The organism is Vibrio sp. R15-SG3-ISO1A, from assembly GCF_059833955.1.
On sequence record NZ_JCBDGH010000051.1, the window covers coordinates 1 to 18,208 of the forward strand.

Consider the following 18,208-nt stretch of genomic DNA (forward strand, 5'->3'; position numbering starts at 1 on the left):
CCTCACTCGCGTTGCGGTACGAAGCCGTTTACGTGAGCAGAATGAGTGATAATAACTCTCGCAACACCATCATAACTCAACCGGATCCAGCGGTTGAGTATTCGAAACGATGATCAAGGGACATCACTTGATCATGCTTTCGCTCCAAATCGATGAAACTGGAACAATGATCAAGGTAACAAACCCTAAATCTCATCAATTGAACCTCGCGATCTTTCATCGCAAATGATCGGATCAATGATCAAGTGAATTGATGCTTAGGAAGCATGTAAAATAGAGGTTTATTTACGGACAAATGCAGATGGAATAAGAACTCATGCCAAAATAGCGGTGTTTAGCCAATAAATCAGATTGACAGGCACAGAATATGGGAAGAAACACGAATCACTTGATCATGCTTTCGAGCTACATCGTCATAGAAGCCGTTGAGAGCAAAGTTGGCCGAGGTTGTCGTTCAAATGCGATGATGGACAATAAACGGTGGAAATCTGAGCGAAATAAGCGACACTGCTCAAAAACATCAGCAGAAATGGCGTTGCCTTGATCATGTTTTCGGTATCACAGAGCGCTCAGCACAACCAATAAACCGCCGCTTATTGACACTTAACTATTCGCTCTGTGGATAACGTGTGAGAGAGTGATGATCATGCTTCTGCCAGCCCAATGATCATTGATTCAGAAACCACATGATCATGGTTCTTGGATATTTTGATCATGCTTTCAATAACTTAATGATCATGCTTTCGTCTTTTACATGATCATGCTTTCCAAGTCAGAAAAAATAACGCGCCAATAAACAATGACTTAGAAGACAACTGACGGCCAGATCATAAGATCATATAACCAATATAGATCAAATAAATCAAAAAGATCAGTTATTTAAAAACCTTTAATTTTTTCTTTATTTATGATCTTTTTTTCTTTATTCTTCAGGAACTATAGCGATATTACGGCTAGTGTGATACGGATCTAATCATGAGTTCTGACGAAAAAATACTGATCAAAGCCCCAAGAAGCCACAAGGATGGCCATTTATTTGAGGTGTCTGAAACGGCTGTCCACTGGATAGAACAATACCAACACTTCAAAGGGGTGACGAAAAGTATTGTCGAACTGCTCAACCTCATCTCACTACGAGGATTCAGCAGCAAAGATGGTTTGGTTTCAACCACTGAGTTGATCGATGCAACAGATGGGCAAGTCACACGAGCAGCCATTCAGCAGCGATTACGCGCCGCAGTCAACATCGGCCTTTTTTTGCAGGTACCAGTGCGTTTTGAAGAAGGACTAGCGGGCAAAACCATGCTCCATCGCTTTGTTAACCCAAACCAGTTGATTTCCGTGTTGGGCGCCACCAGCTTGGTCACGGAATCGGTGAAGCAAAGTGAGAAACAAAAACGCTCTAAGGCACTGGCTCAAACTCAAGTGAACAAACGCTTGCTCAATGAGCATGGCTTGAATATTCCCCCAGCAATGAAAGATGAGGCGGATCAGTTTGTGGTATCGCCTACCAACTGGGCGGGCATTATCGATCAAGCCCTAGCGCCGCCCAGAACGCGCAAACAGTACCAAAAAAGCATGGTGTCGATCTCAGGTACGCGTGCAGTGATCGAAACACGATCATCAAAAAACATCATGACGGTGGATGATCTGATGACGCTCTTTGCGCTGTTCACCTTAACCGTGCAATACCATGAGCACCACCAGCAACAATATCAACTCGATGCAACGCACGTGCCTAACAAAACGCCACTCTACATCACCGACATTTTGTCGCTGCGTGGCAAAAAAGACAGCGGCCCTGCACGAGACTCCATTCGTGACAGCATCGATAGAATCGAGTTTACCGACTTTCAGTTACACGAACTCACCGGCCGCTGGCTGAGCGAGAACATGCCAGAAGGCTTTAAGAGCGATCGTTTTCGTTTCTTGGCCCGAACCATTACCGCATCGGAAGAGGCACCTACAGAGGGCGCTGACGGCGAAATTCGCATTAAACCGAACCTCTACATCTTGGTTTGGGAGCCGTCGTTCTACGAAGAACTGCTCACGCGTGACTATTTCTTCTTGTTCCCACCTGAAATTCTGAAGCAGCATACCTTGGTCTTCCAGCTGTACAGCTATTTCCGTAGCCGTATGGTTCGTCGACACACAGATCAAATGCTCTTAAGCGAGCTAAATCAAAAGCTTGCGCGCAACATTGAGTGGCGCCGTTTTTCAATGGATTTGATCCGAGAGCTGAAAAAACTCTCGGAAGGGAAGGGCAGTGACGATCTGTTTGTGGTCAATTTGTGGGGTTATCACTTAACGATCCGCACGATCGCGGAAGGCGACAAGATCAAAGATTACGAATTCGACATCAAATGCGATGCTGAAGAAGTGCTGCGTTATTCGCGTGCACGTACCACCAACGCGGGTAAGCGCAACATGGCGCCGACGCTGCCCAACCCGCTACGTAATGAGATGGTCACACGCCAACAGCTTGATGAGATGTCGCAGATCATTGATGGCGAATTCGAGCCTATCCAACGTAAAGAGCGCGCGGCAAAAGGCAAATTGGGCCGTCGGGTAAAACAGCGTAAGCACTTAGTTGAGATCAACGCCGATGAGATCACCATTACTCTCTCCAAATATACCTCTCCAGAGGCTCTAGAACGCTCTATAACGGCGTTAGCGGCGATGACAGGGCACTCCCATAACTCCATCCAAGAAGAGTGTCTGGAGCTCATTGACAAGCTTGATTACCTGCGGGTCGGTGAAGAGGTCATCCCATACGAGACTTTGAGTAAAATGGTCGAGTTGTACAACAGCCAAAGTGAAAACAAGCACTTGTCGATCGAACGCTTGATTGCGGGCCTCGCCGTGCGCCGAAAAGTGTGCAAACAAGTCCATGAAGGGCATCTGGATGAGACCGTATTCCGCGCATTAGATGAAGTGGCGGTGTAGTTTGCGGCCTTGTCTGACAATTGGACACTATCACTACATTACCCTGACACTTTACTGACATAAAGCGCGCCGAGCTTGGCTATTATTTATCCCGAATAGACAACCTTTTGTCCTTTCTGATGAATGAGAGATAGGATTATCTCTGATAGATTGGCTCATATTGTTACATTCATTCTGAATATTTGGCGAGTTCGATGAACTCGCTATTTTTTTGCCTGTTGATCCCCTATTTCTCCTTTTACGCAGCTTCTCTTAAGCGCCCGCGCGACCTTCATCTCCTTGATCATGCTTTCGGATCACAGTGCAAGATTACCGACATCCCTTGATCATTCTTCCCAAGATTGAAATCTCGGTACTGACACCGCTTCGCTTGAATCTTTTTGTTTGGATAAACCTTGGTCTCAGGATGGAGTCAGCCCGTTGTTACGCTTCGGGAGTGCGGAGAGTTGGATGTGGCAGAGGGAGAGAGTAGGGCACACCTTAGAAAAAATGAGAGCTGGATCGCCTGACTTTTCTTAAGGGTAATCATTTAAATGTATCGCTAGTTTTTCTGCCCTGCAAAGGCTATTTATAAAATAATCGGTAAGAGTGTTCGAACTATTAGCGCAATCACATTCTGACGCTAAAATTCTTAACAAGGGATAGGCGTATTTGCTACAGATTAAGCGTCCCTAGCATGGTTTGTTCGGAGGTTACTATGTCCATCAATTCTATTGACCATGATGAAATGACTCATATTGCCGGTAAGTGGGACTTCACGGAAGAAGTAGAAACAAAAGAGCCAACCAAGGCAGTCAAATCTGCCGAGGCACGTAGACGTATTGAAGCATTGAGAGAGATACGTGAAAGCGGCTTATCGATTGAAGAAGCGAAAGAACTTGGCTTACTTCATTAAGCAATCCCCTAATTAGTTAAGGGCGGCCATAGTGCCGCCCTTAGTTTTTGCCAAAAGAGCGCTGTTTTTTGATCTCGGCGGGTGAGCGAGGTGATTGAGACTCTACTTTGCTCGCTGGTGTGTGGTATATTCCCACTCCATATTTTTACAGAAACTGAGCGTGATTTATGTCGATTAACCTGTCGAACCTTCCTGCCGAAGAAAAAAACAAGGTTGAGCTTGATAAACAAGCATCATTTTTGGTTTGGAAGCTCCGTGAGGCCAAAACTGGCCCTGATGAAGTGAATCAGCAAGCGGCCAAAATCAAAGACGAGAACGAGAAAGCGTTCTTCTTAGACTCTGTAGCCAAATATAAGCGAGTAATGGGCGTGTTATGACCCCATTTCTCAGCAAGGCGAGAAATTGAAAAGCCCTCGCATTTTGCTAAAATCCTTCGCGTTAAATTGAAATTAGAGAGAACATCCCGATGGGAAGAAGTTTTGAAGTGCGCAAAGCCTCAATGGCGAAAACTGCAGGCGCAAAAATTAAAGTTTATTCCAAATACGGTAAAGAAATTTACGTGTGTGCAAAAAACGGCGGTTCAGACCCAGACATGAACCTGTCGCTTAAGCATTTGATTGCTAAAGCGAAAAAGGACCAAGTTCCTGCGCACGTGATCGATAAAGCGCTAGATAAAGCCAGCGGCGGTGGCGGTGAAGATTACCAACCTGCACGCTACGAAGGTTTCGGTCCGGGTGGCACGAGCGTTATCGTTGACTGTTTGACTGATAACGGCAATCGTACTTTCCAAGATGTTCGCCAGTGCTTTGTGAAAACAGGCGCGAAAATCGGTGTGGAAGGCTCAGTATCACACATGTTCGACCATCAAGCGGTGTTCCAGTTTAAAGGTGATGACGACGAGGTCATCCTAGAGACCTTGATGATGGAAGATGTGGACGTCACTGACGTAGAACTGGAAGATGGCGTGATCACAGTGTTCGCACCTCATACCGAGTTCTTCAAAACCAAAACGGCATTGAGCGCAGCGTTCCCAGACTTAGTTTTGGATGTTGAGGAAATTACTTTCGTACCGCAGACGCACACGCCAGTCAGTGGTGAGGATGCGGAGAAATTCCAAAAGTTCCTTGATATGCTTGATGATTGTGACGATGTTCAGCAGGTTTACCACAACGCTGAATTGTCGTAATCGACGAGTAAGACGAATAGAGTAACAAAAACCGAGCTTGGCTCGGTTTTTTTATGCCTGTGAGGTGGCCAACCAGGCTGATAAGCGGCGAATTTGTGGCAGTACCGTGAGGTTCAAGACCAAAGCGCATGGCCACGCCAAGGTAAAGCCTCTCATCCAAGCGGCGGGCCAGGTGGCGTTAAAGCCCAAATTGTAGCCAGACAGCAGCCCAGACATGATAAACGCCATTGTGAAGGATGACAGTAGGGCTGAAATCCAAAATTGTTTACGACTCATTGTAGCTCCTCAATAAAAGGTTGTTTTGTCTATTCTGCATGCGAGTGAGTCATATGTCTAACCGGTTTACAGTGTAAACCTCGTCGATTATGCGACACGCTTTCTATCGTGCGCTAGTGCCGAGACCGCTTGAGGAAGCAGTGACATAATGATCATGCCCAGCATTAAGCTGTACTGAAAGGGAGTGAAGGATTCACCAAGCAGTATCATCCCTGAAACGATGCCTGCGACCGGATTGGCAATGCCGCCAAAAGTAAAATCCACCACAGTCATTCTTTGTAGCAGCCAGACATACATGGCGTAGCTAAACGCCGTATTCAGACCGACTACCCAGAGTAACCCGAGTGCATTGCTCATTGAAAAATGCTCAATGACGGGGGCGTACTGCTCCGGGGATGAGACACTGTGGAGCAGCGCCGCTGCGGTGAGTACACCACCCCCAATGAGTAATTGCCATGTCAGGACTTTCCACCAGTGGATGCGATTGCCCAAAGATTTGGTCAACGCGCTGCCTGTTACTATGCATAAAATAGCGCCCATCATGGCGAGCAAGCCAACCGGATCTAGGACAATCGCACTGGGATCGAACAACCACCACGCAAGCATGATCAAGGATGCGCCGCAAATCGATTGCAGCAAGGTCGGTCTGATTTTATGAACGAGCGCAGCGTACCCCAGCGCAAACACAGGAACAGAGACCATGCCAACACCGGCAATTGCAGACGGCAATCGCAGTGCCATGACAAAAATCAAGCTGAAAAACAGCCCGATGTTGACCGTTCCGAGTAGAGCCAGTACTCGCCATTCGCCTCTTTTAGGCCAGCTCGGCTTTATTGCAAGCAATAACAGCCCAGCCGGCAGCGCACGCAATGCGCCAAGCAGCAAAGGCGGCCAGTCTGTAAGGGCGAACTGTGTCACGGCGTAAGTGGTACCCCAAAAAAATGCAGGGATCATGGCAAGCAATATATTCATTTAATTTATCTTTACGTTAAGATATTGGCTCGGACCATACGCCTATTCACCGTGCTTGTAAAGTATCTTTATGTTAAGGTAAATCCGCATGTCAGAATAATGAAGAGGCACCCCGGTGGATGTCATTGACACCTTGACCCAGCAGTGGTCGACAGAAAAACCGCATCTCGACACAGGACCGATGGCCATGATGGGGCGGTTATTGCGCATTGCGAAGCAGATCGAAGCGGCGCTGGCTCAATTGCACAAGCAGTATGACTTGAAATTGGGAGAATTCGACGTCTTGGCCACCCTGCGCCGCAGTGGCGCGCCGTATCGTTTGACTCCTTCTGAGCTTATCAACGCGATGCTGCTGACCTCTGGGGCGATGACCAACCGTCTTGATAAACTCACAAGTAAAGGCTTGATCGTACGTATTCACAGTGAGCAAGATAGACGCAGCGTTGCGGTTGAATTGACGGAGCGTGGGCGCACTGTGATTGATGCCTTGCTCGACGAGCACGTGGCCCTTCAGCATCGCCTTGTCGAAGGGCTGAACGTTTCGCAGCGTGAAGCGCTGACCGCTCTGCTTAAAGAGTGGCAGCAGCAACTGGAATCTTAGATGACGGACAACCAAAGAGTATGCCGATGCAATTAACCCCTGCCATCGCGCTTCATATTGTTGAGCGCGCCTCGTCCATCTTGCCTTATCCCGTCAATGTGATGGATGAATGTGGCATCGTCATTGGTTCGAGTGACGAGAGTCGTCTTCATCGCTCTCATAAAGGCGCCTTATTGGTACTGCAAGAGCAACGTGCGGTCGAAGTGGATAGTTCGATGGCTAAGGCGTTAGTGGGGGTTAAACAAGGGATCAATTTACCGATTCGTTATCGTGGACAATTGATTGGCGTAGTCGGCTTATCCGGAGAACCCCAAGAGGTACGCTATTACGCTGAGTTAGTCAAAATGACGGCGGAAATGGTCATTGAGCAAGCCGCTTTGGTGGCGGAACTGCAATGGGATAATCGCCATAGAGAAAAACTCCTGCAGCAATTACTAGGAGCGCCAAATGTTCAAGAAGGGCAATTGGCGACGATTGCCGAGCGGCTTACCATTGATTTGCGTCAGCCACGTCTTGCATTGATCCTCAAAGTGAGCTCAACGGTGCCAACGCCTTTGTCGCTAGAGGCGATTCAAGCGCTCATTGCGGATTTAGAGCATACTCAGCGTGACGCATTAATTGGCCTGATGCCTGATGCACCGGATGAGATTGTCTTGTTGGTGCCTGCGCAAGTTAAGGCTCAGCTCTGGGATAAATCTCGTGAGGAACATGCATGTTTGAGGCGATGGCAGACCATTGAGCAGTGCATCCAGCGCCATTGTGATAGCGGCTACTCCGCTCGGTTGAGCGTTGGGCACTACTATCCAGGGCTAGATGGTCTTAAGCGCTCGTATCTCAGCGCTCAATCACTGCTGTTTATCGCCACTTCTGAGTCTCTGTCCATCCAGTTTTATCATCAACACGCCTTGGCGGCATTGGTGGCGAGTTTACGACAATCGTCCTGGCATCAGCATCAGCTTGTAGAGCCGATTGAGCGTCTAATAGCCAAAGATCGTAAGGGCGTGCTGCTACATACGCTACGCACCTATTTTGAGCACAATGAGGATGCGATGAGCACGTGCCAAATGTTGGATATTCATAAAAATACGCTGCGCTACCGTCTAGAGAAAGTGGAAGTACTCACTGATAAACGACTTTCTTGCCTCGAGGATAAAGTGGCGCTTTACCTTGCGCTGCAAGCAAAAATTGTTTGTTGATACAATAAATCAGCATTATTTTTTTGGTTTTATTGTAAAAATGTCCAATTTAATGGCGTTCAAGCCATTCTATACTGGTGATACTCATTTGTGCTTGGCGAAATAGGAAAACCGATGAAAGTAGTGATTGCTCCAGATTCATTTAAAGAAAGCTTAACCGCGATGGAGGTCGCTGATGCGATTGAGCGAGGCTGCCGCTCCGTTTGGCCGGATGCGAATTACATCAAGCTGCCGATGGCCGATGGCGGGGAGGGCACAGTGCAGTCGCTGGTTGACGCCACGGGAGGCAGCATTGTACCCGTCGTGGTAACCGGCCCGATGGGTGAGCCTGTTGAGGCGTTTTATGGATTGCTGGGTGATGGCCGCACTGCGGTGATAGAGATGGCTGCGGCATCGGGCATTCACCTCGTTGCCGCAGAGGATCGCAATCCGCTTACCACCACCAGCTATGGAACGGGAGAGCTGATTCTCGCTGCCATCGCACAGGGCGTCACGTCCATCATCATTGGTATTGGTGGGAGTGCGACCAACGATGGCGGAGTCGGCATGTTGCAGGCGCTTGGCGCGCGTTGTCTGGACAGACAAGGCAATGAGATCGCATTCGGTGGCGGTGCGTTGCGTGAGCTAGATTGCCTTGACCTCAGTGGACTCCATCCTGCCTTGACTCAGGTGGAGCTTAACGTCGCGTGCGATGTGGACAACCCACTGTGTGGTGAGCTTGGCGCTTCTGCTGTGTTCGGTCCGCAAAAAGGGGCGACACCAGCGATGGTGAAGCAGCTAGATGACAACTTAGCGCATTATGCTGACATCATTGAGCGCACCACTGGGGCTATGGTCAAACATCAGGCCGGAGCGGGCGCCGCTGGTGGTCTAGGGGCGGCGTTACTGGGCGTGCTTCATGCGAAGCTGACACCCGGCATTGATATTGTGATGCAAGCGCTGGCGCTTGATTCTCACCTCCAAGGTGCGGATTTGGTGATTACAGGTGAAGGACGCATCGATAGCCAAAGCATTCATGGTAAAACCCCCATCGGTGTGGCTAAAGCCGCCAAACGCTACGATATTCCTGTGATCGGTATTGCTGGTAGTCTTGCCAAAGATTGCGCGATTGTCCATCAACATGGGCTTGATGCCGTGTTCAGCGTCGTACTCGGCGCCACCGATCTTCCTACTGCACTAAAAGAAGCCGCCTTTAATGTGGAGCTGACGGCGAGAAACGTTGCGGCGGCGCTGGCTCTTTGTGTTAAGTGAACATTTTCAAAAGATTAGGAAGGGAGCAATACGCTCCCTTCCTTGCCATTTAACGCGGCTCTCGCACTATTTTGATGGCCCCGTCGAGGTGAATATCACGCTGCGGGTAGGCGATGGTGATGCCGTGCTCGTTAAACGCGGCGTCAATCTCGAAGCGAATCTCACTTGAGACGGATCGGATGCCCCCTTCAACTTGCGAGTGAATCCAGAAGAAGGATTCAAAGATCAGCGCGTTGTCGCCAAAGTCTTGGAAAAAGACTTTGGGTTCAGGTTTAGGCAGCACCTTTGGATTGCTGGTGGTGATCTCACGCATCAGCTTTTCGACCAAGCGAACATCACTGCCGTATGCCACACCGACGACAACCGACGCGCGCACCAGTTCATCGCGTAGCGTCCAGTTGATCACTGTATTTTCAAGCAACTTGCTGTTTGGGATCAACATATGCACGCCATCGACACGGCGAATACGGGTCGAGCGGGTGTTGATTTGCTCCACCGTGCCCTTTGCGCCTTCCACTTCAAGAAAGTCGCCGATTCGAATCGGCTTTTCGCCTATCAAAATCCAACCACTGATGAAGTTGTTGATGATGTTTTGGGCGCCGAAACCAAAACCGATCGCAATGGCACCGGAGAGAAACGCAAACGCCGTGATCGGGATGTTGAGCATCGACAAGGTGGTGAGGAAGATCATGCCAAGGGCAATCACAAACAAAATCCGCTCAATCAAATGGATGATGTTGGGATCTTTGCCATTGGACGCCAGCCTTGATGAAACCGCTTTGATCATCAATTTCGCGATCCACAAGCTCACCACCACCCAAGTAGGGACCATCAAGATGGCCCACAAGGTGATCGGTTGTTCGTTAAAGGTAAAGAGCGTCATTTCTAACCATGAAATGGCTTGCTCAAACATAGTGTTCTACTCCTGTATGCTAGACCCGCAAAATACCTGCGCAGGGTCGATTAAAAAGCGTTTGCCCATCGCTTGGCGGCCTAGCAACATCAAATAAGTCATGTCTGAGCGGTCGGTGAGCGTGATTTGAATCGGCCACTCTAACTCGCCCAATTTGGCCATCGTTTCAATCACGTAGCGCTGCTCTGACATACCGTTGGATGACTTGATTTTGCGCAGGTCATACAACTCAGATTTGCATCGCACCACTTTGTCGACGTCGTGCACTTCTGGGTGAATATCAAACTGAATACCGGGTTTACCGTTCACTTTGATAAGCTTAATGTGATCAACGTGTAGGGACGAGGTTTGCGCGCCTGAATCCACTCGCACTGTGAGATTATCAATGCCCAGTTCAGGCAAGGAAATGTTCTCTAAGCGACCAATAATGACTTTTTCTGTGTTGCTGCTTTTCATTACAGACCTTCTTTTATCTCTCTAGAGGCGACGTCTTCAGACAGCTTATCTATCTGTTCGGCTACCGCTTTTTCATCTTCATCAAAATAGGCGATGTGATACATGGCTTCGCCTTCTTGAACCAAAGGAATGTTTTGCTTACCGATGATGACCCCTGTGCGAGGCGCGACAATCACCGCCAATTTTTCACCGTACGCACTGCTAATGGTAGCCAGTTCATCGCCCTTCTTGACGTAGTCACCCAACTGGTACTTATGTCTGACGATGCCACTGGCACTGCCGCGCACCCATTGGCTGCCACGAGCGACCACAGGCTCAGGGACCCCTTTGCGTTGGTTGCGACCTTTGCTGACCATGTTGAGATGGCGCAGGACGCGAATCACGCCACGGGTGCCCATACGAATAGAGGTCTCATCAAAGCGCAGTGCTTCGCCTCCTTCATACACCAAGACTTTGGTATTCGAGTTGGCGGCGCAATCGCGCAGTGAGCCGTCAATTTCTTCCGAGTGCAGTACCACAGGCGCACCAAAGGCGTTGGCGAGTTCTGCGGTCACCTCATCTTCGACGTTAGCCCGGATCTGTGGCAAGTTGGTGCGATGAATCGCGCCGGTATGCAAATCGATACCGTATTGGCATTTGTCGATGATTTCGGTTTTAAAAATATTGGCGACTCGAGCCGCGAGCGACCCTTTAGGCGAGCCCGGAAAGCTGCGGTTAAGATCGCGTCTATCTGGTAAATAACGGCTTTGATGAATCACACCATGCACGTTAACCATAGGCACAAAAATCACCGTACCACGCAGGACACGAAAGCGTTTCATGTTGATGATGCGATGGACAATTTCAATGCCATTGAGCTCATCACCATGCACCGCGGCACTGACGAAAATCGTCGGCCCTGCCTGTTTTCCACGCACGATATACACCGGCAGCGAAACTTCGGCGTCTGTATACAGCTTTGCTACTGGCAGCGCAATCTTTTTACGCTCGCCCGGCTTAATCGTGTGAGCGCCAATTTTCAGTTCTGTCATGCTTATTAACCCTTGCCACGCGTCTTGTTGGCGTTAAATTTGGCGTTTTTCTCAATAAATTCGTACAGCTTGCCCGCCACATCGAGGTTGGTTGCTTTTTCAATGCCTTCTAGACCTGGAGAGGAATTGACTTCCATCACCATCGGGCCGCTGTTGGAGCGCAGCAAATCAACGCCACAGAAATTCAAGCCCATTACTTTGGCCGCATTGACCGCGGTTTCGCGCTCTTCTTTGGTCAAACGAATGATCTCCGCAGAGCCGCCACGGTGCAGGTTGGAGCGAAACTCCCCTTCCGCCGCTTGGCGCTTCATTGCAGCAACCACGCGTCCACCAATCACCAAACAGCGAATGTCAGCGCCGCCAGACTCTTTGATGTACTCTTGAATCAAAATGTTCGCTTGCAGTCCCATAAAGGCTTCGATGATGCTCTCCGCCGCTTTTGAGGTTTCCGCAAGTACCACGCCAATGCCTTGGGTACCTTCAAGCAATTTAATGACCAGCGGTGCGCCGCCGACGTTTTTGATCAAGTCTTTGATGTTGTCCGGTTTGCTTGCAAAGCCTGTTCTTGGTAGACCAATGCCTTTGCGAGACAGCAATTGTAGCGAGCGCAATTTGTCACGAGAGCGGCTGATCGCCACCGACTCATTGACGTTAAAGGTGCCCATCATTTCAAACTGTCTTGCCACCGCAGTGCCATAGAAAGTGATGGAAGAGCCAATACGCGGAATCACCGCATCGTACAGCGGCAACTCTTCACCGTGATAACGTACGGTAGGGCGGCTGCTTGTTATATCCATGTAACAGTGTAGAGTGTCGATCACATCGACTTCGTGGCCACGTTCGATACCCGCCTCGACGAGACGCTGAGTGGAATAGAGTTTTTTATTGCGAGACAGAATAGCGATTTTCATGAGGCACTCCTTTGTGTTTGTGTGACTTAACTGTAGTCTTTGAAAATCGATAAATAAAACTCTATATTTCTTACAGTTTGTTTGAAAAAATTTATCAAAGCCGATGAAGATTGAATTATTAAAGACCTTTATTGAAGTGAGCCAAACGCTCCATATTCGGATGTCTGCTCAGAACTTACACCTGACGCAGGCGGCGGTCAGCTCCCGAATCAAACAGCTTGAAGATGAGTTGGGGGTGATGCTGTTTGATCGCGCTAACAAGCGCCTAAAACTGACCGCAGAAGGCGATAAAATGGTCAAGCACGCCAACGACATGATGGCGATGTGGCACAAAATTAAGCAAGAAGTCGGCGTGACAGACAGCGATGGCTCGCAGCTATTTTTAGGTGCCATGATGTCCATTTGGGATATCGTGCTGCATGACTGGTTACAAAAAATTCACCGTAATATTGATGATGCCCATCTTTACACCCACACATACTCATCGGTGGAATTGCGTAAACGGGTCCTCAACCGAATCTTAGATATCGCGTTTCTGTTTGAGCCGCCACATACCGATGAAGTCGTGGCGAAAAAGCTCTGCACTGTCCCTTTGGTGTTGGTCAGTACGACGCCAGTAAGGGAAGCGTCGGAGCTAGAGAGCTTTGTGATGGTGGATTACGGTGATGCGATTAACTCTATGTTTTCCCATCACTTTGGCGAAGAGCTCGCGCCAAGGCATCATATGACGCAGCCCAATGTTGCCCTCTCATTTATTCTCGAGGCGGGCGGGGCGGCGTACTTGCCGCGGCAGATGTGTTTTGCTCAGTTGCGACGTCAGCAACTGCATTTGGTGCCCAATACGCCGACGTTTCATCGTGATATCTATGCGATTTACTTGGCCAACAGCCACAAACGTGAGCTGATTGAGGATTCACTGATGCTGTTTCCCTATAGTATTAGATAACCTTCAGCATTAGATAATGTTTGTTTTATCCCGTTAATTGTTCGATTTTTTTTATCAACTCACTTTTTAACCGTAAAAAATCACGGTTGGGCGTGAAAATTAAGGAGCGTCAGAGTGCTAAAAGCGTTTTATCTACATGACCATCAGTTGTCCGAAGGCGGCGAGGAGTTAATCACTCAGTGGCAAACTCAAGGTGGCCACATTTGGTTAGATTTTTATGCAGAGCCCGCTCAGCAGGAAGCCGAGCTTCTCGCTAAGCTAGGCTGCCACCCATTAGCCATTCAAGATGCGCAGCGCGATCGCCGTCCGCCTAAGGTGGAAGAGTTTGATCAGCATACTTTTGTGCTTTATCGCGGATTTAGTCATGTCGAAGAACATCTCGATTTAAAAACCATGGCGCTTGCCTGTTTTGTCGGTGAAAAAATCCTGATCACCCGCCGTGTGGAACACTCGTTTGGTATTGAAGCGTTAGCGGCGCACAAATCGCTGGCGAAGTATTTGCGTTCACCAAGCTTGCTGTTGAGTAAAATCATGAACGCCTCGGCGCAGCGTTTTACCGATGCGGTGTTAGAAGCGGAAGATGAAATCAGTGAGTTGGAAGATGGCATGCTGACGCAATCGAGTGATGAGCTGATGCAGCGACTGATTTTGCTTAAATCCCATCTGCGTAAAATTCACCGCGTGCAGTCCTACCACGTGAAGTTGATTGATCAGGTGATGGAAGAAGAGCTGGCCTTCATTGATATGAACGATTCAGAGGTGAAACACAGCTTCCGTGATGTGTTTGATAAATTCGATCGTCTCGAAAGTTTAACTTCTATGTACTACGACTTGTGCGGCGACTTGATTGAAGGTTACATCTCGCTGAGTTCGCATCAACTGAACAAGACCATGCAGCTATTGACGGTGGTATCAGCGATTTTCGTGCCGCTGACCTTTATTGCCGGTATCTACGGAATGAACTTCGAATACATTCCTGAGCTGCGGTTTGAGCACGGCTATTTTGTGTTGTGGGGCGTGATGATTGGTGTCGCGTCGGCGCTATTGTACGTCTTTAGGCGCAAACGCTGGTTGTAGCGAGCGGTTATTCATAAACGCCATCGCCCACCAAATCGGTGGGCGATGGTTTTTTATGGCTTGGCGTGTGATGCTTCGCCGAGCGCCGTTACTCGGCTTTTGCCTCTCGGCCGTTATTGTCTTTGAGAGTGCTGTCTTTGTGATTGTTCTCTTTGCTGTGGATCAGTGACACCATGATTTCGCCCGCCACGGGCTTGAGTTCATCAGGCTGGCTGACAATATGGATGCGGTTTTTCACATTGACCACAAACAACGGCACTACGGTGGCGTCTTTGTATTGCGCCTTGTAATCCTCAAAGGTGAAGTTATCACTGATCTTGGTGTGCTTCATTTCTGCCCCTTGACCAATCATACTGGCCAACTTTTTATAGCTGACTGTGCCACCGAGCAGCAGGGAGTAGGCGTGTTCAGAGTTGTGAGTATGCTTATCTTGTGACTCATCGCTTTTCTTTTCATGCAGACAAAACACCTTGCGATGGCCAAAGTCGGTCGCCAACTGCACACTGGCAATAGAGTTGAAATGTTGGTCGGGGGTGACCGCCAGCACCTGACCAATACCAATCAGGTCGAGGTTGTCTTCGGCATGGCTCGAGGTTGGGTTGCCGTAGTAGCTATCAAACCCGTCCATGCGCGCTTTGCGTACGTAGTCCCAGTTGGAATCGGCCATCAGAATTCGGCAGTCGTAGGTTGAAATCGCTTTACCAATTTTGCGCGCAACATCGTTGGCACCCACAATCAAAAAGCCTCTTGGCGAAGGCTCTGCGACACCCAGCCAAGCCGCGATCGGGCGGGCCGTGGCACTTTGCAGCACCACGGTGCCGATGATGACCATAAAGATCAGTGGCACCAGCAAGTTTGCGCCGTCGACCTCCAAAAAGGTCAGTTTAATGGCAAACAGTGAAGAGACCGCAGCGGCAACGATACCGCGCGGGGCAACCCAAGCGAGGAAGGCTTTCTCTTTGGTCGACAGCTGGCTGCGCGCCGTGGACAGGAAAATTGACACCGGACGAGACACCAACTGGATGACGGCAAACAGCACCAACGCCGCGAAACCAAGCTGCTCAAAGTCGGACACTTGCACTCGCGCGGCGAGTAGAATAAACAGACCAGAGATAAAGAGAATGGTGAGGTTCTCTTTAAAATGGAGGATGTGTGCAATGCTGACGCCTTTGACGTTGGCAAGCCATACGCCCATCACGGTTACGGTCAAAAGACCCGATTCGTGTTCAAGATAATTGGAGGCGGCAAATACCCCTAGTACAATGGTCAGCACGGCAAACGGTTGCAAATACTCTGGTAACCAATGGCGGCGCATCATGGCGGCCACCAACACGCCTGCTGCGATGCCCAAACCAAAACCGACCACCAAAATGGTGCCGAATACGGCTAAGCTGTGCACTTCGCTTTGTGAGACGATGAATTCATACACCATCACCACAAACAGCGCGCCTAATGGGTCAATTAAGATCCCTTCCCAGCGCAAAATATTGGCCAGGCGTGAGCTTGGCCTGACCGTGCGTAGCAGCGGCACGATCACCGTTGGCCCTGTCACCACCGTCAAGCTGCCAAAGAGGAAGGCGATGCTCCAGTCTAGGCCAAGCAAATAATGGGTCGTGAACGAGGTAATGATCCAAGAGATCACTGCCCCTATGGTGACAATACTCCAAACACTTTTACTGATCCCCCTTATTTGTTTGAAGTTTAGGGTTAAGCTGCCTTCAAACAGAATCACGGCAACAGCCAGTGAAATGATGGGGAAAAACAGATCGCCCAAGGCTTGCTCGGGTGAGAACAGGCCAAGCACTGGCCCCACTAGCAATCCAGCAATCAACAAAAATAGAATCGCCGGCAGTTTAAGTTGCCATGCGACCCATTGACAGACTAAGCCTAGAACCCCGACACCGGCTAGGGTCAAGGCGATCATCTCTGAACTCATTGTTATTCCTTTTGAAAATGGATGATGTCTTTGAAATTCAAGCTACACATGAAACTGGGCGCTTGCACCCTTTTTCTTATCCACTTAGAGTGAAAATCCATACGTTAAGTGAACAAGAGCTGTCAGTGGACAAGCGCAGTCAGTAAGAACTGTCAATCAGTAAGAATAGTCAAGTTAGGGGAACATCATGGAAAATAGGCTTGATCCGAGCGAGATTTCATTTCTTTTACCAGACACCGACGCTGGGCTTGCCGTGCATAACCCTGCAACAGGCGAGCCAGTGGGTGTAGTGCCTGTTAGCACTTCGCAAGAGATAGAGCAGGCCATCGGGCGCGCGCATAAGGCACAGCCTGAGTGGGCGGCACTGAGCGCCAAAGCGCGGGCGAATCGCCTGCTTGCCTGGCATGCCTTGCTGCTTGAACACCAAGAAGCACTGGCAACCCTGATGACGCTTGAGCAAGGTAAACCGCTGCCCGAAGCGCGAGGTGAGGTGGCCTATGGCGCGAGCTTTATTCAGTGGTTTGCAGAAGAGGGAAAGCGAGCCTACGGTGAAACCATCCCCGCACCAAGTGGGGATAAGCGCATTGTGACCATAAAGCAGCCGGTAGGCGTGGCTTGCGCCATTACGCCGTGGAACTTTCCGATTGCCATGATCACTCGCAAAGCGGCGCCAGCGTTGGCGGCGGGATGCAGCTTTATCGCTAAGCCGTCTGAACTCACCCCGCTGAGCGCGTTCGCATTGGCCAAATTGGCGTATCAAGCGGGCATCCACCCTGATCTGTTTCAGGTGGTGATTGGGCGCAGCGCGCCAGAGGTGGGTGAACGGTTTACCTCTTCTCCGTTGATTCGCAAACTCTCGTTTACTGGCTCTACTCGAGTGGGCAAAACCTTGCTGGCGCAAAGCGCACATGACGTTAAACGCACATCGATGGAGCTGGGCGGTAACGCCCCTTTTATCGTGTTTGCCGATGCAGATGTAGATGCGGCGGTAGATGGGGCTATCGCCTCTAAGTTTCGCAATGCTGGGCAGACCTGCGTGTGCGCCAACCGCTTTTATGTTCAGCGTGACATCTACGACTTATTCGTGGCGAAATTTGTTGCGAAAGTGGAGGCGTTAAAGGTTGGCAATGGCCTCGACGAAGGCGTAGAGATAGGCCCCATCATTACCCATGAAGCCAAACAAAAGCTTTTGTCGCTGGTGGAACAGGCCAAAGCGCAAGGCGCGGTCGTGGCCAACAAAGCGCGGACGTTAGACGGGCAGTTTATGGCGCCAGTGGTACTGACAAATGTTGAGCACACGATGGCACTGGTCCAAGATGAAATTTTCGGCCCCATCGCGCCCATCATCGCCTTTGACGATGAGGCGCAGTTAATTGAGCAGGCCAACGACACGCCATATGGTCTCGCCGCCTACTTTTATACTCAGCATATTGGCCGAGCTTGGCGGGTCGCCGAGGCGCTGGACTATGGCATGGTTGGCATCAATGAAGGGATTATCTCTACCGAAGTGGCGCCATTTGGCGGCGTAAAGCAGTCCGGTATCGGCAGAGAAGGTGCCAAGCAGGGACTGGATGAGTACCTCGACATCAAATACCTCTGCTTTGGTGGCGTATAG

General features: G+C 49.6%; 17 protein-coding genes. 10 read left to right on the forward strand and 7 right to left on the reverse strand.

Features of this window, described 5'->3' with window-relative positions:
* Nucleotides 1–975 precede the first annotated feature (975 nt).
* The 4 genes from AC6R0L_RS07315 (at nucleotide 976) to AC6R0L_RS07330 (ending at nucleotide 5,027) form a co-directional block, all read left to right on the forward strand.
* Complete coding sequence (locus tag AC6R0L_RS07315) at nucleotides 976–2,946, forward strand: replication initiator protein RctB domain-containing protein (RefSeq protein ID WP_487902458.1); 1,971 nt, start codon at nucleotides 976–978, stop codon at nucleotides 2,944–2,946.
* A 697-nt stretch (nucleotides 2,947–3,643) separates the two neighbouring features.
* Nucleotides 3,644–3,841 carry a PA3496 family putative envelope integrity protein gene (locus tag AC6R0L_RS07320; protein WP_334553016.1) on the forward strand — a complete coding sequence of 66 codons (198 nt, stop codon included), beginning with the start codon at nucleotides 3,644–3,646 and terminating at the stop codon, nucleotides 3,839–3,841.
* Between the two features lie 167 nt (nucleotides 3,842–4,008).
* Nucleotides 4,009–4,218 (forward strand): DUF3283 family protein, encoded by a 210-nt coding sequence (locus tag AC6R0L_RS07325; RefSeq protein WP_500627348.1) that lies wholly within the window; start codon nucleotides 4,009–4,011, stop codon nucleotides 4,216–4,218.
* An 89-nt stretch (nucleotides 4,219–4,307) separates the two neighbouring features.
* The gene (locus AC6R0L_RS07330; protein WP_334553012.1) at nucleotides 4,308–5,027 is read left to right on the forward strand and encodes a YebC/PmpR family DNA-binding transcriptional regulator; all 720 of its coding nucleotides are present in this window, start codon (nucleotides 4,308–4,310) and stop codon (nucleotides 5,025–5,027) included.
* 51 nt (nucleotides 5,028–5,078) lie between these two features.
* Here the strand turns inward: AC6R0L_RS07330 and AC6R0L_RS07335 are convergent, their stop codons facing one another.
* Nucleotides 5,079–5,303, reverse strand: a complete 225-nt coding sequence (locus AC6R0L_RS07335; protein ID WP_500628742.1) for a DUF2798 domain-containing protein — start codon at nucleotides 5,301–5,303, stop codon at nucleotides 5,079–5,081.
* Between the two features lie 87 nt (nucleotides 5,304–5,390).
* Entirely contained in the window at nucleotides 5,391–6,275 is an 885-nt protein-coding gene (locus AC6R0L_RS07340) for a DMT family transporter (RefSeq protein ID WP_500628743.1), read from the reverse strand.
* Between the two features lie 115 nt (nucleotides 6,276–6,390).
* Between AC6R0L_RS07340 and AC6R0L_RS07345 the strand changes: the two genes are divergently transcribed.
* The 3 genes from AC6R0L_RS07345 (at nucleotide 6,391) to AC6R0L_RS07355 (ending at nucleotide 9,323) form a co-directional block, all read left to right on the forward strand.
* Nucleotides 6,391–6,876 (forward strand): MarR family winged helix-turn-helix transcriptional regulator, encoded by a 486-nt coding sequence (locus tag AC6R0L_RS07345; RefSeq protein ID WP_500628744.1) that lies wholly within the window; start codon nucleotides 6,391–6,393, stop codon nucleotides 6,874–6,876.
* 26 nt (nucleotides 6,877–6,902) lie between these two features.
* On the forward strand, nucleotides 6,903–8,072 hold the full coding sequence (locus AC6R0L_RS07350; protein ID WP_500628745.1) for a sugar diacid recognition domain-containing protein: 1,170 nt from the start codon (nucleotides 6,903–6,905) through the stop codon (nucleotides 8,070–8,072).
* 114 nt (nucleotides 8,073–8,186) lie between these two features.
* On the forward strand, nucleotides 8,187–9,323 hold the full coding sequence (locus AC6R0L_RS07355) for a glycerate kinase (RefSeq protein WP_500628746.1): 1,137 nt from the start codon (nucleotides 8,187–8,189) through the stop codon (nucleotides 9,321–9,323).
* Nucleotides 9,324–9,372: 49 nt separating this feature from the next.
* Here AC6R0L_RS07355 and AC6R0L_RS07360 read toward each other — a convergent pair whose 3' ends face one another.
* The 4 genes from AC6R0L_RS07360 to rimK are packed head-to-tail and all read right to left on the reverse strand — an operon-like array spanning nucleotide 9,373 to nucleotide 12,634.
* Nucleotides 9,373–10,236 carry a mechanosensitive ion channel family protein gene (locus AC6R0L_RS07360; RefSeq protein ID WP_500628747.1) on the reverse strand — a complete coding sequence of 288 codons (864 nt, stop codon included), beginning with the start codon at nucleotides 10,234–10,236 and terminating at the stop codon, nucleotides 9,373–9,375.
* 6 nt (nucleotides 10,237–10,242) lie between these two features.
* The gene (locus AC6R0L_RS07365) at nucleotides 10,243–10,692 is read right to left on the reverse strand and encodes an ATP-dependent zinc protease family protein (RefSeq protein WP_334552986.1); all 450 of its coding nucleotides are present in this window, start codon (nucleotides 10,690–10,692) and stop codon (nucleotides 10,243–10,245) included.
* Nucleotides 10,692–11,723 carry a succinylglutamate desuccinylase/aspartoacylase family protein gene (locus tag AC6R0L_RS07370; RefSeq protein ID WP_334552984.1) on the reverse strand — a complete coding sequence of 344 codons (1,032 nt, stop codon included), beginning with the start codon at nucleotides 11,721–11,723 and terminating at the stop codon, nucleotides 10,692–10,694. Before AC6R0L_RS07370 ends, AC6R0L_RS07365 begins: the two co-directional genes overlap by 1 nt.
* 5 nt (nucleotides 11,724–11,728) lie before the next feature.
* Nucleotides 11,729–12,634, reverse strand: a complete 906-nt coding sequence (gene rimK / locus AC6R0L_RS07375) for a 30S ribosomal protein S6--L-glutamate ligase (protein WP_334552982.1) — start codon at nucleotides 12,632–12,634, stop codon at nucleotides 11,729–11,731.
* Between the two features lie 103 nt (nucleotides 12,635–12,737).
* Between rimK and AC6R0L_RS07380 the strand changes: the two genes are divergently transcribed.
* Together AC6R0L_RS07380 and AC6R0L_RS07385 are read left to right on the forward strand one after the other, a co-directional pair.
* The gene (locus AC6R0L_RS07380) at nucleotides 12,738–13,580 is read left to right on the forward strand and encodes a LysR family transcriptional regulator (protein ID WP_500627355.1); all 843 of its coding nucleotides are present in this window, start codon (nucleotides 12,738–12,740) and stop codon (nucleotides 13,578–13,580) included.
* 114 nt (nucleotides 13,581–13,694) lie between these two features.
* Nucleotides 13,695–14,657 (forward strand): magnesium transporter CorA family protein, encoded by a 963-nt coding sequence (locus AC6R0L_RS07385; protein WP_500628748.1) that lies wholly within the window; start codon nucleotides 13,695–13,697, stop codon nucleotides 14,655–14,657.
* Between the two features lie 88 nt (nucleotides 14,658–14,745).
* On the opposite strand, the gene AC6R0L_RS07390 is transcribed toward AC6R0L_RS07385, so the two are convergent.
* The gene (locus AC6R0L_RS07390; protein ID WP_500628749.1) at nucleotides 14,746–16,593 is read right to left on the reverse strand and encodes a cation:proton antiporter; all 1,848 of its coding nucleotides are present in this window, start codon (nucleotides 16,591–16,593) and stop codon (nucleotides 14,746–14,748) included.
* A gap of 187 nt (nucleotides 16,594–16,780) precedes the next feature.
* Between AC6R0L_RS07390 and AC6R0L_RS07395 the strand changes: the two genes are divergently transcribed.
* The gene (locus AC6R0L_RS07395; RefSeq protein ID WP_500628750.1) at nucleotides 16,781–18,208 is read left to right on the forward strand and encodes an NAD-dependent succinate-semialdehyde dehydrogenase; all 1,428 of its coding nucleotides are present in this window, start codon (nucleotides 16,781–16,783) and stop codon (nucleotides 18,206–18,208) included.

Bases quoted from the DNA above. Each gene is read 5' to 3' on its own strand.
- AC6R0L_RS07315 (WP_487902458.1), top strand. From the start codon at position 976: ATGAGTTCTGACGAAAAAATACTGATCAAAGCCCCAAGAAGCCACAAG.
- AC6R0L_RS07320 (WP_334553016.1), top strand. From the start codon at position 3,644: ATGTCCATCAATTCTATTGACCATGATGAAATGACTCATATTGCCGGT.
- AC6R0L_RS07325 (WP_500627348.1), top strand. From the start codon at position 4,009: ATGTCGATTAACCTGTCGAACCTTCCTGCCGAAGAAAAAAACAAGGTT.
- AC6R0L_RS07330 (WP_334553012.1), top strand. From the start codon at position 4,308: ATGGGAAGAAGTTTTGAAGTGCGCAAAGCCTCAATGGCGAAAACTGCA.
- AC6R0L_RS07335 (WP_500628742.1), bottom strand. From the start codon at position 5,303: ATGAGTCGTAAACAATTTTGGATTTCAGCCCTACTGTCATCCTTCACA.
- AC6R0L_RS07340 (WP_500628743.1), bottom strand. From the start codon at position 6,275: ATGAATATATTGCTTGCCATGATCCCTGCATTTTTTTGGGGTACCACT.
- AC6R0L_RS07350 (WP_500628745.1), top strand. From the start codon at position 6,903: ATGCAATTAACCCCTGCCATCGCGCTTCATATTGTTGAGCGCGCCTCG.
- AC6R0L_RS07355 (WP_500628746.1), top strand. From the start codon at position 8,187: ATGAAAGTAGTGATTGCTCCAGATTCATTTAAAGAAAGCTTAACCGCG.
- AC6R0L_RS07360 (WP_500628747.1), bottom strand. From the start codon at position 10,236: ATGTTTGAGCAAGCCATTTCATGGTTAGAAATGACGCTCTTTACCTTT.
- AC6R0L_RS07365 (WP_334552986.1), bottom strand. From the start codon at position 10,692: ATGAAAAGCAGCAACACAGAAAAAGTCATTATTGGTCGCTTAGAGAAC.
- AC6R0L_RS07370 (WP_334552984.1), bottom strand. From the start codon at position 11,723: ATGACAGAACTGAAAATTGGCGCTCACACGATTAAGCCGGGCGAGCGT.
- rimK (WP_334552982.1), bottom strand. From the start codon at position 12,634: ATGAAAATCGCTATTCTGTCTCGCAATAAAAAACTCTATTCCACTCAG.
- AC6R0L_RS07380 (WP_500627355.1), top strand. From the start codon at position 12,738: ATGAAGATTGAATTATTAAAGACCTTTATTGAAGTGAGCCAAACGCTC.
- AC6R0L_RS07390 (WP_500628749.1), bottom strand. From the start codon at position 16,593: ATGAGTTCAGAGATGATCGCCTTGACCCTAGCCGGTGTCGGGGTTCTA.
- AC6R0L_RS07395 (WP_500628750.1), top strand. From the start codon at position 16,781: ATGGAAAATAGGCTTGATCCGAGCGAGATTTCATTTCTTTTACCAGAC.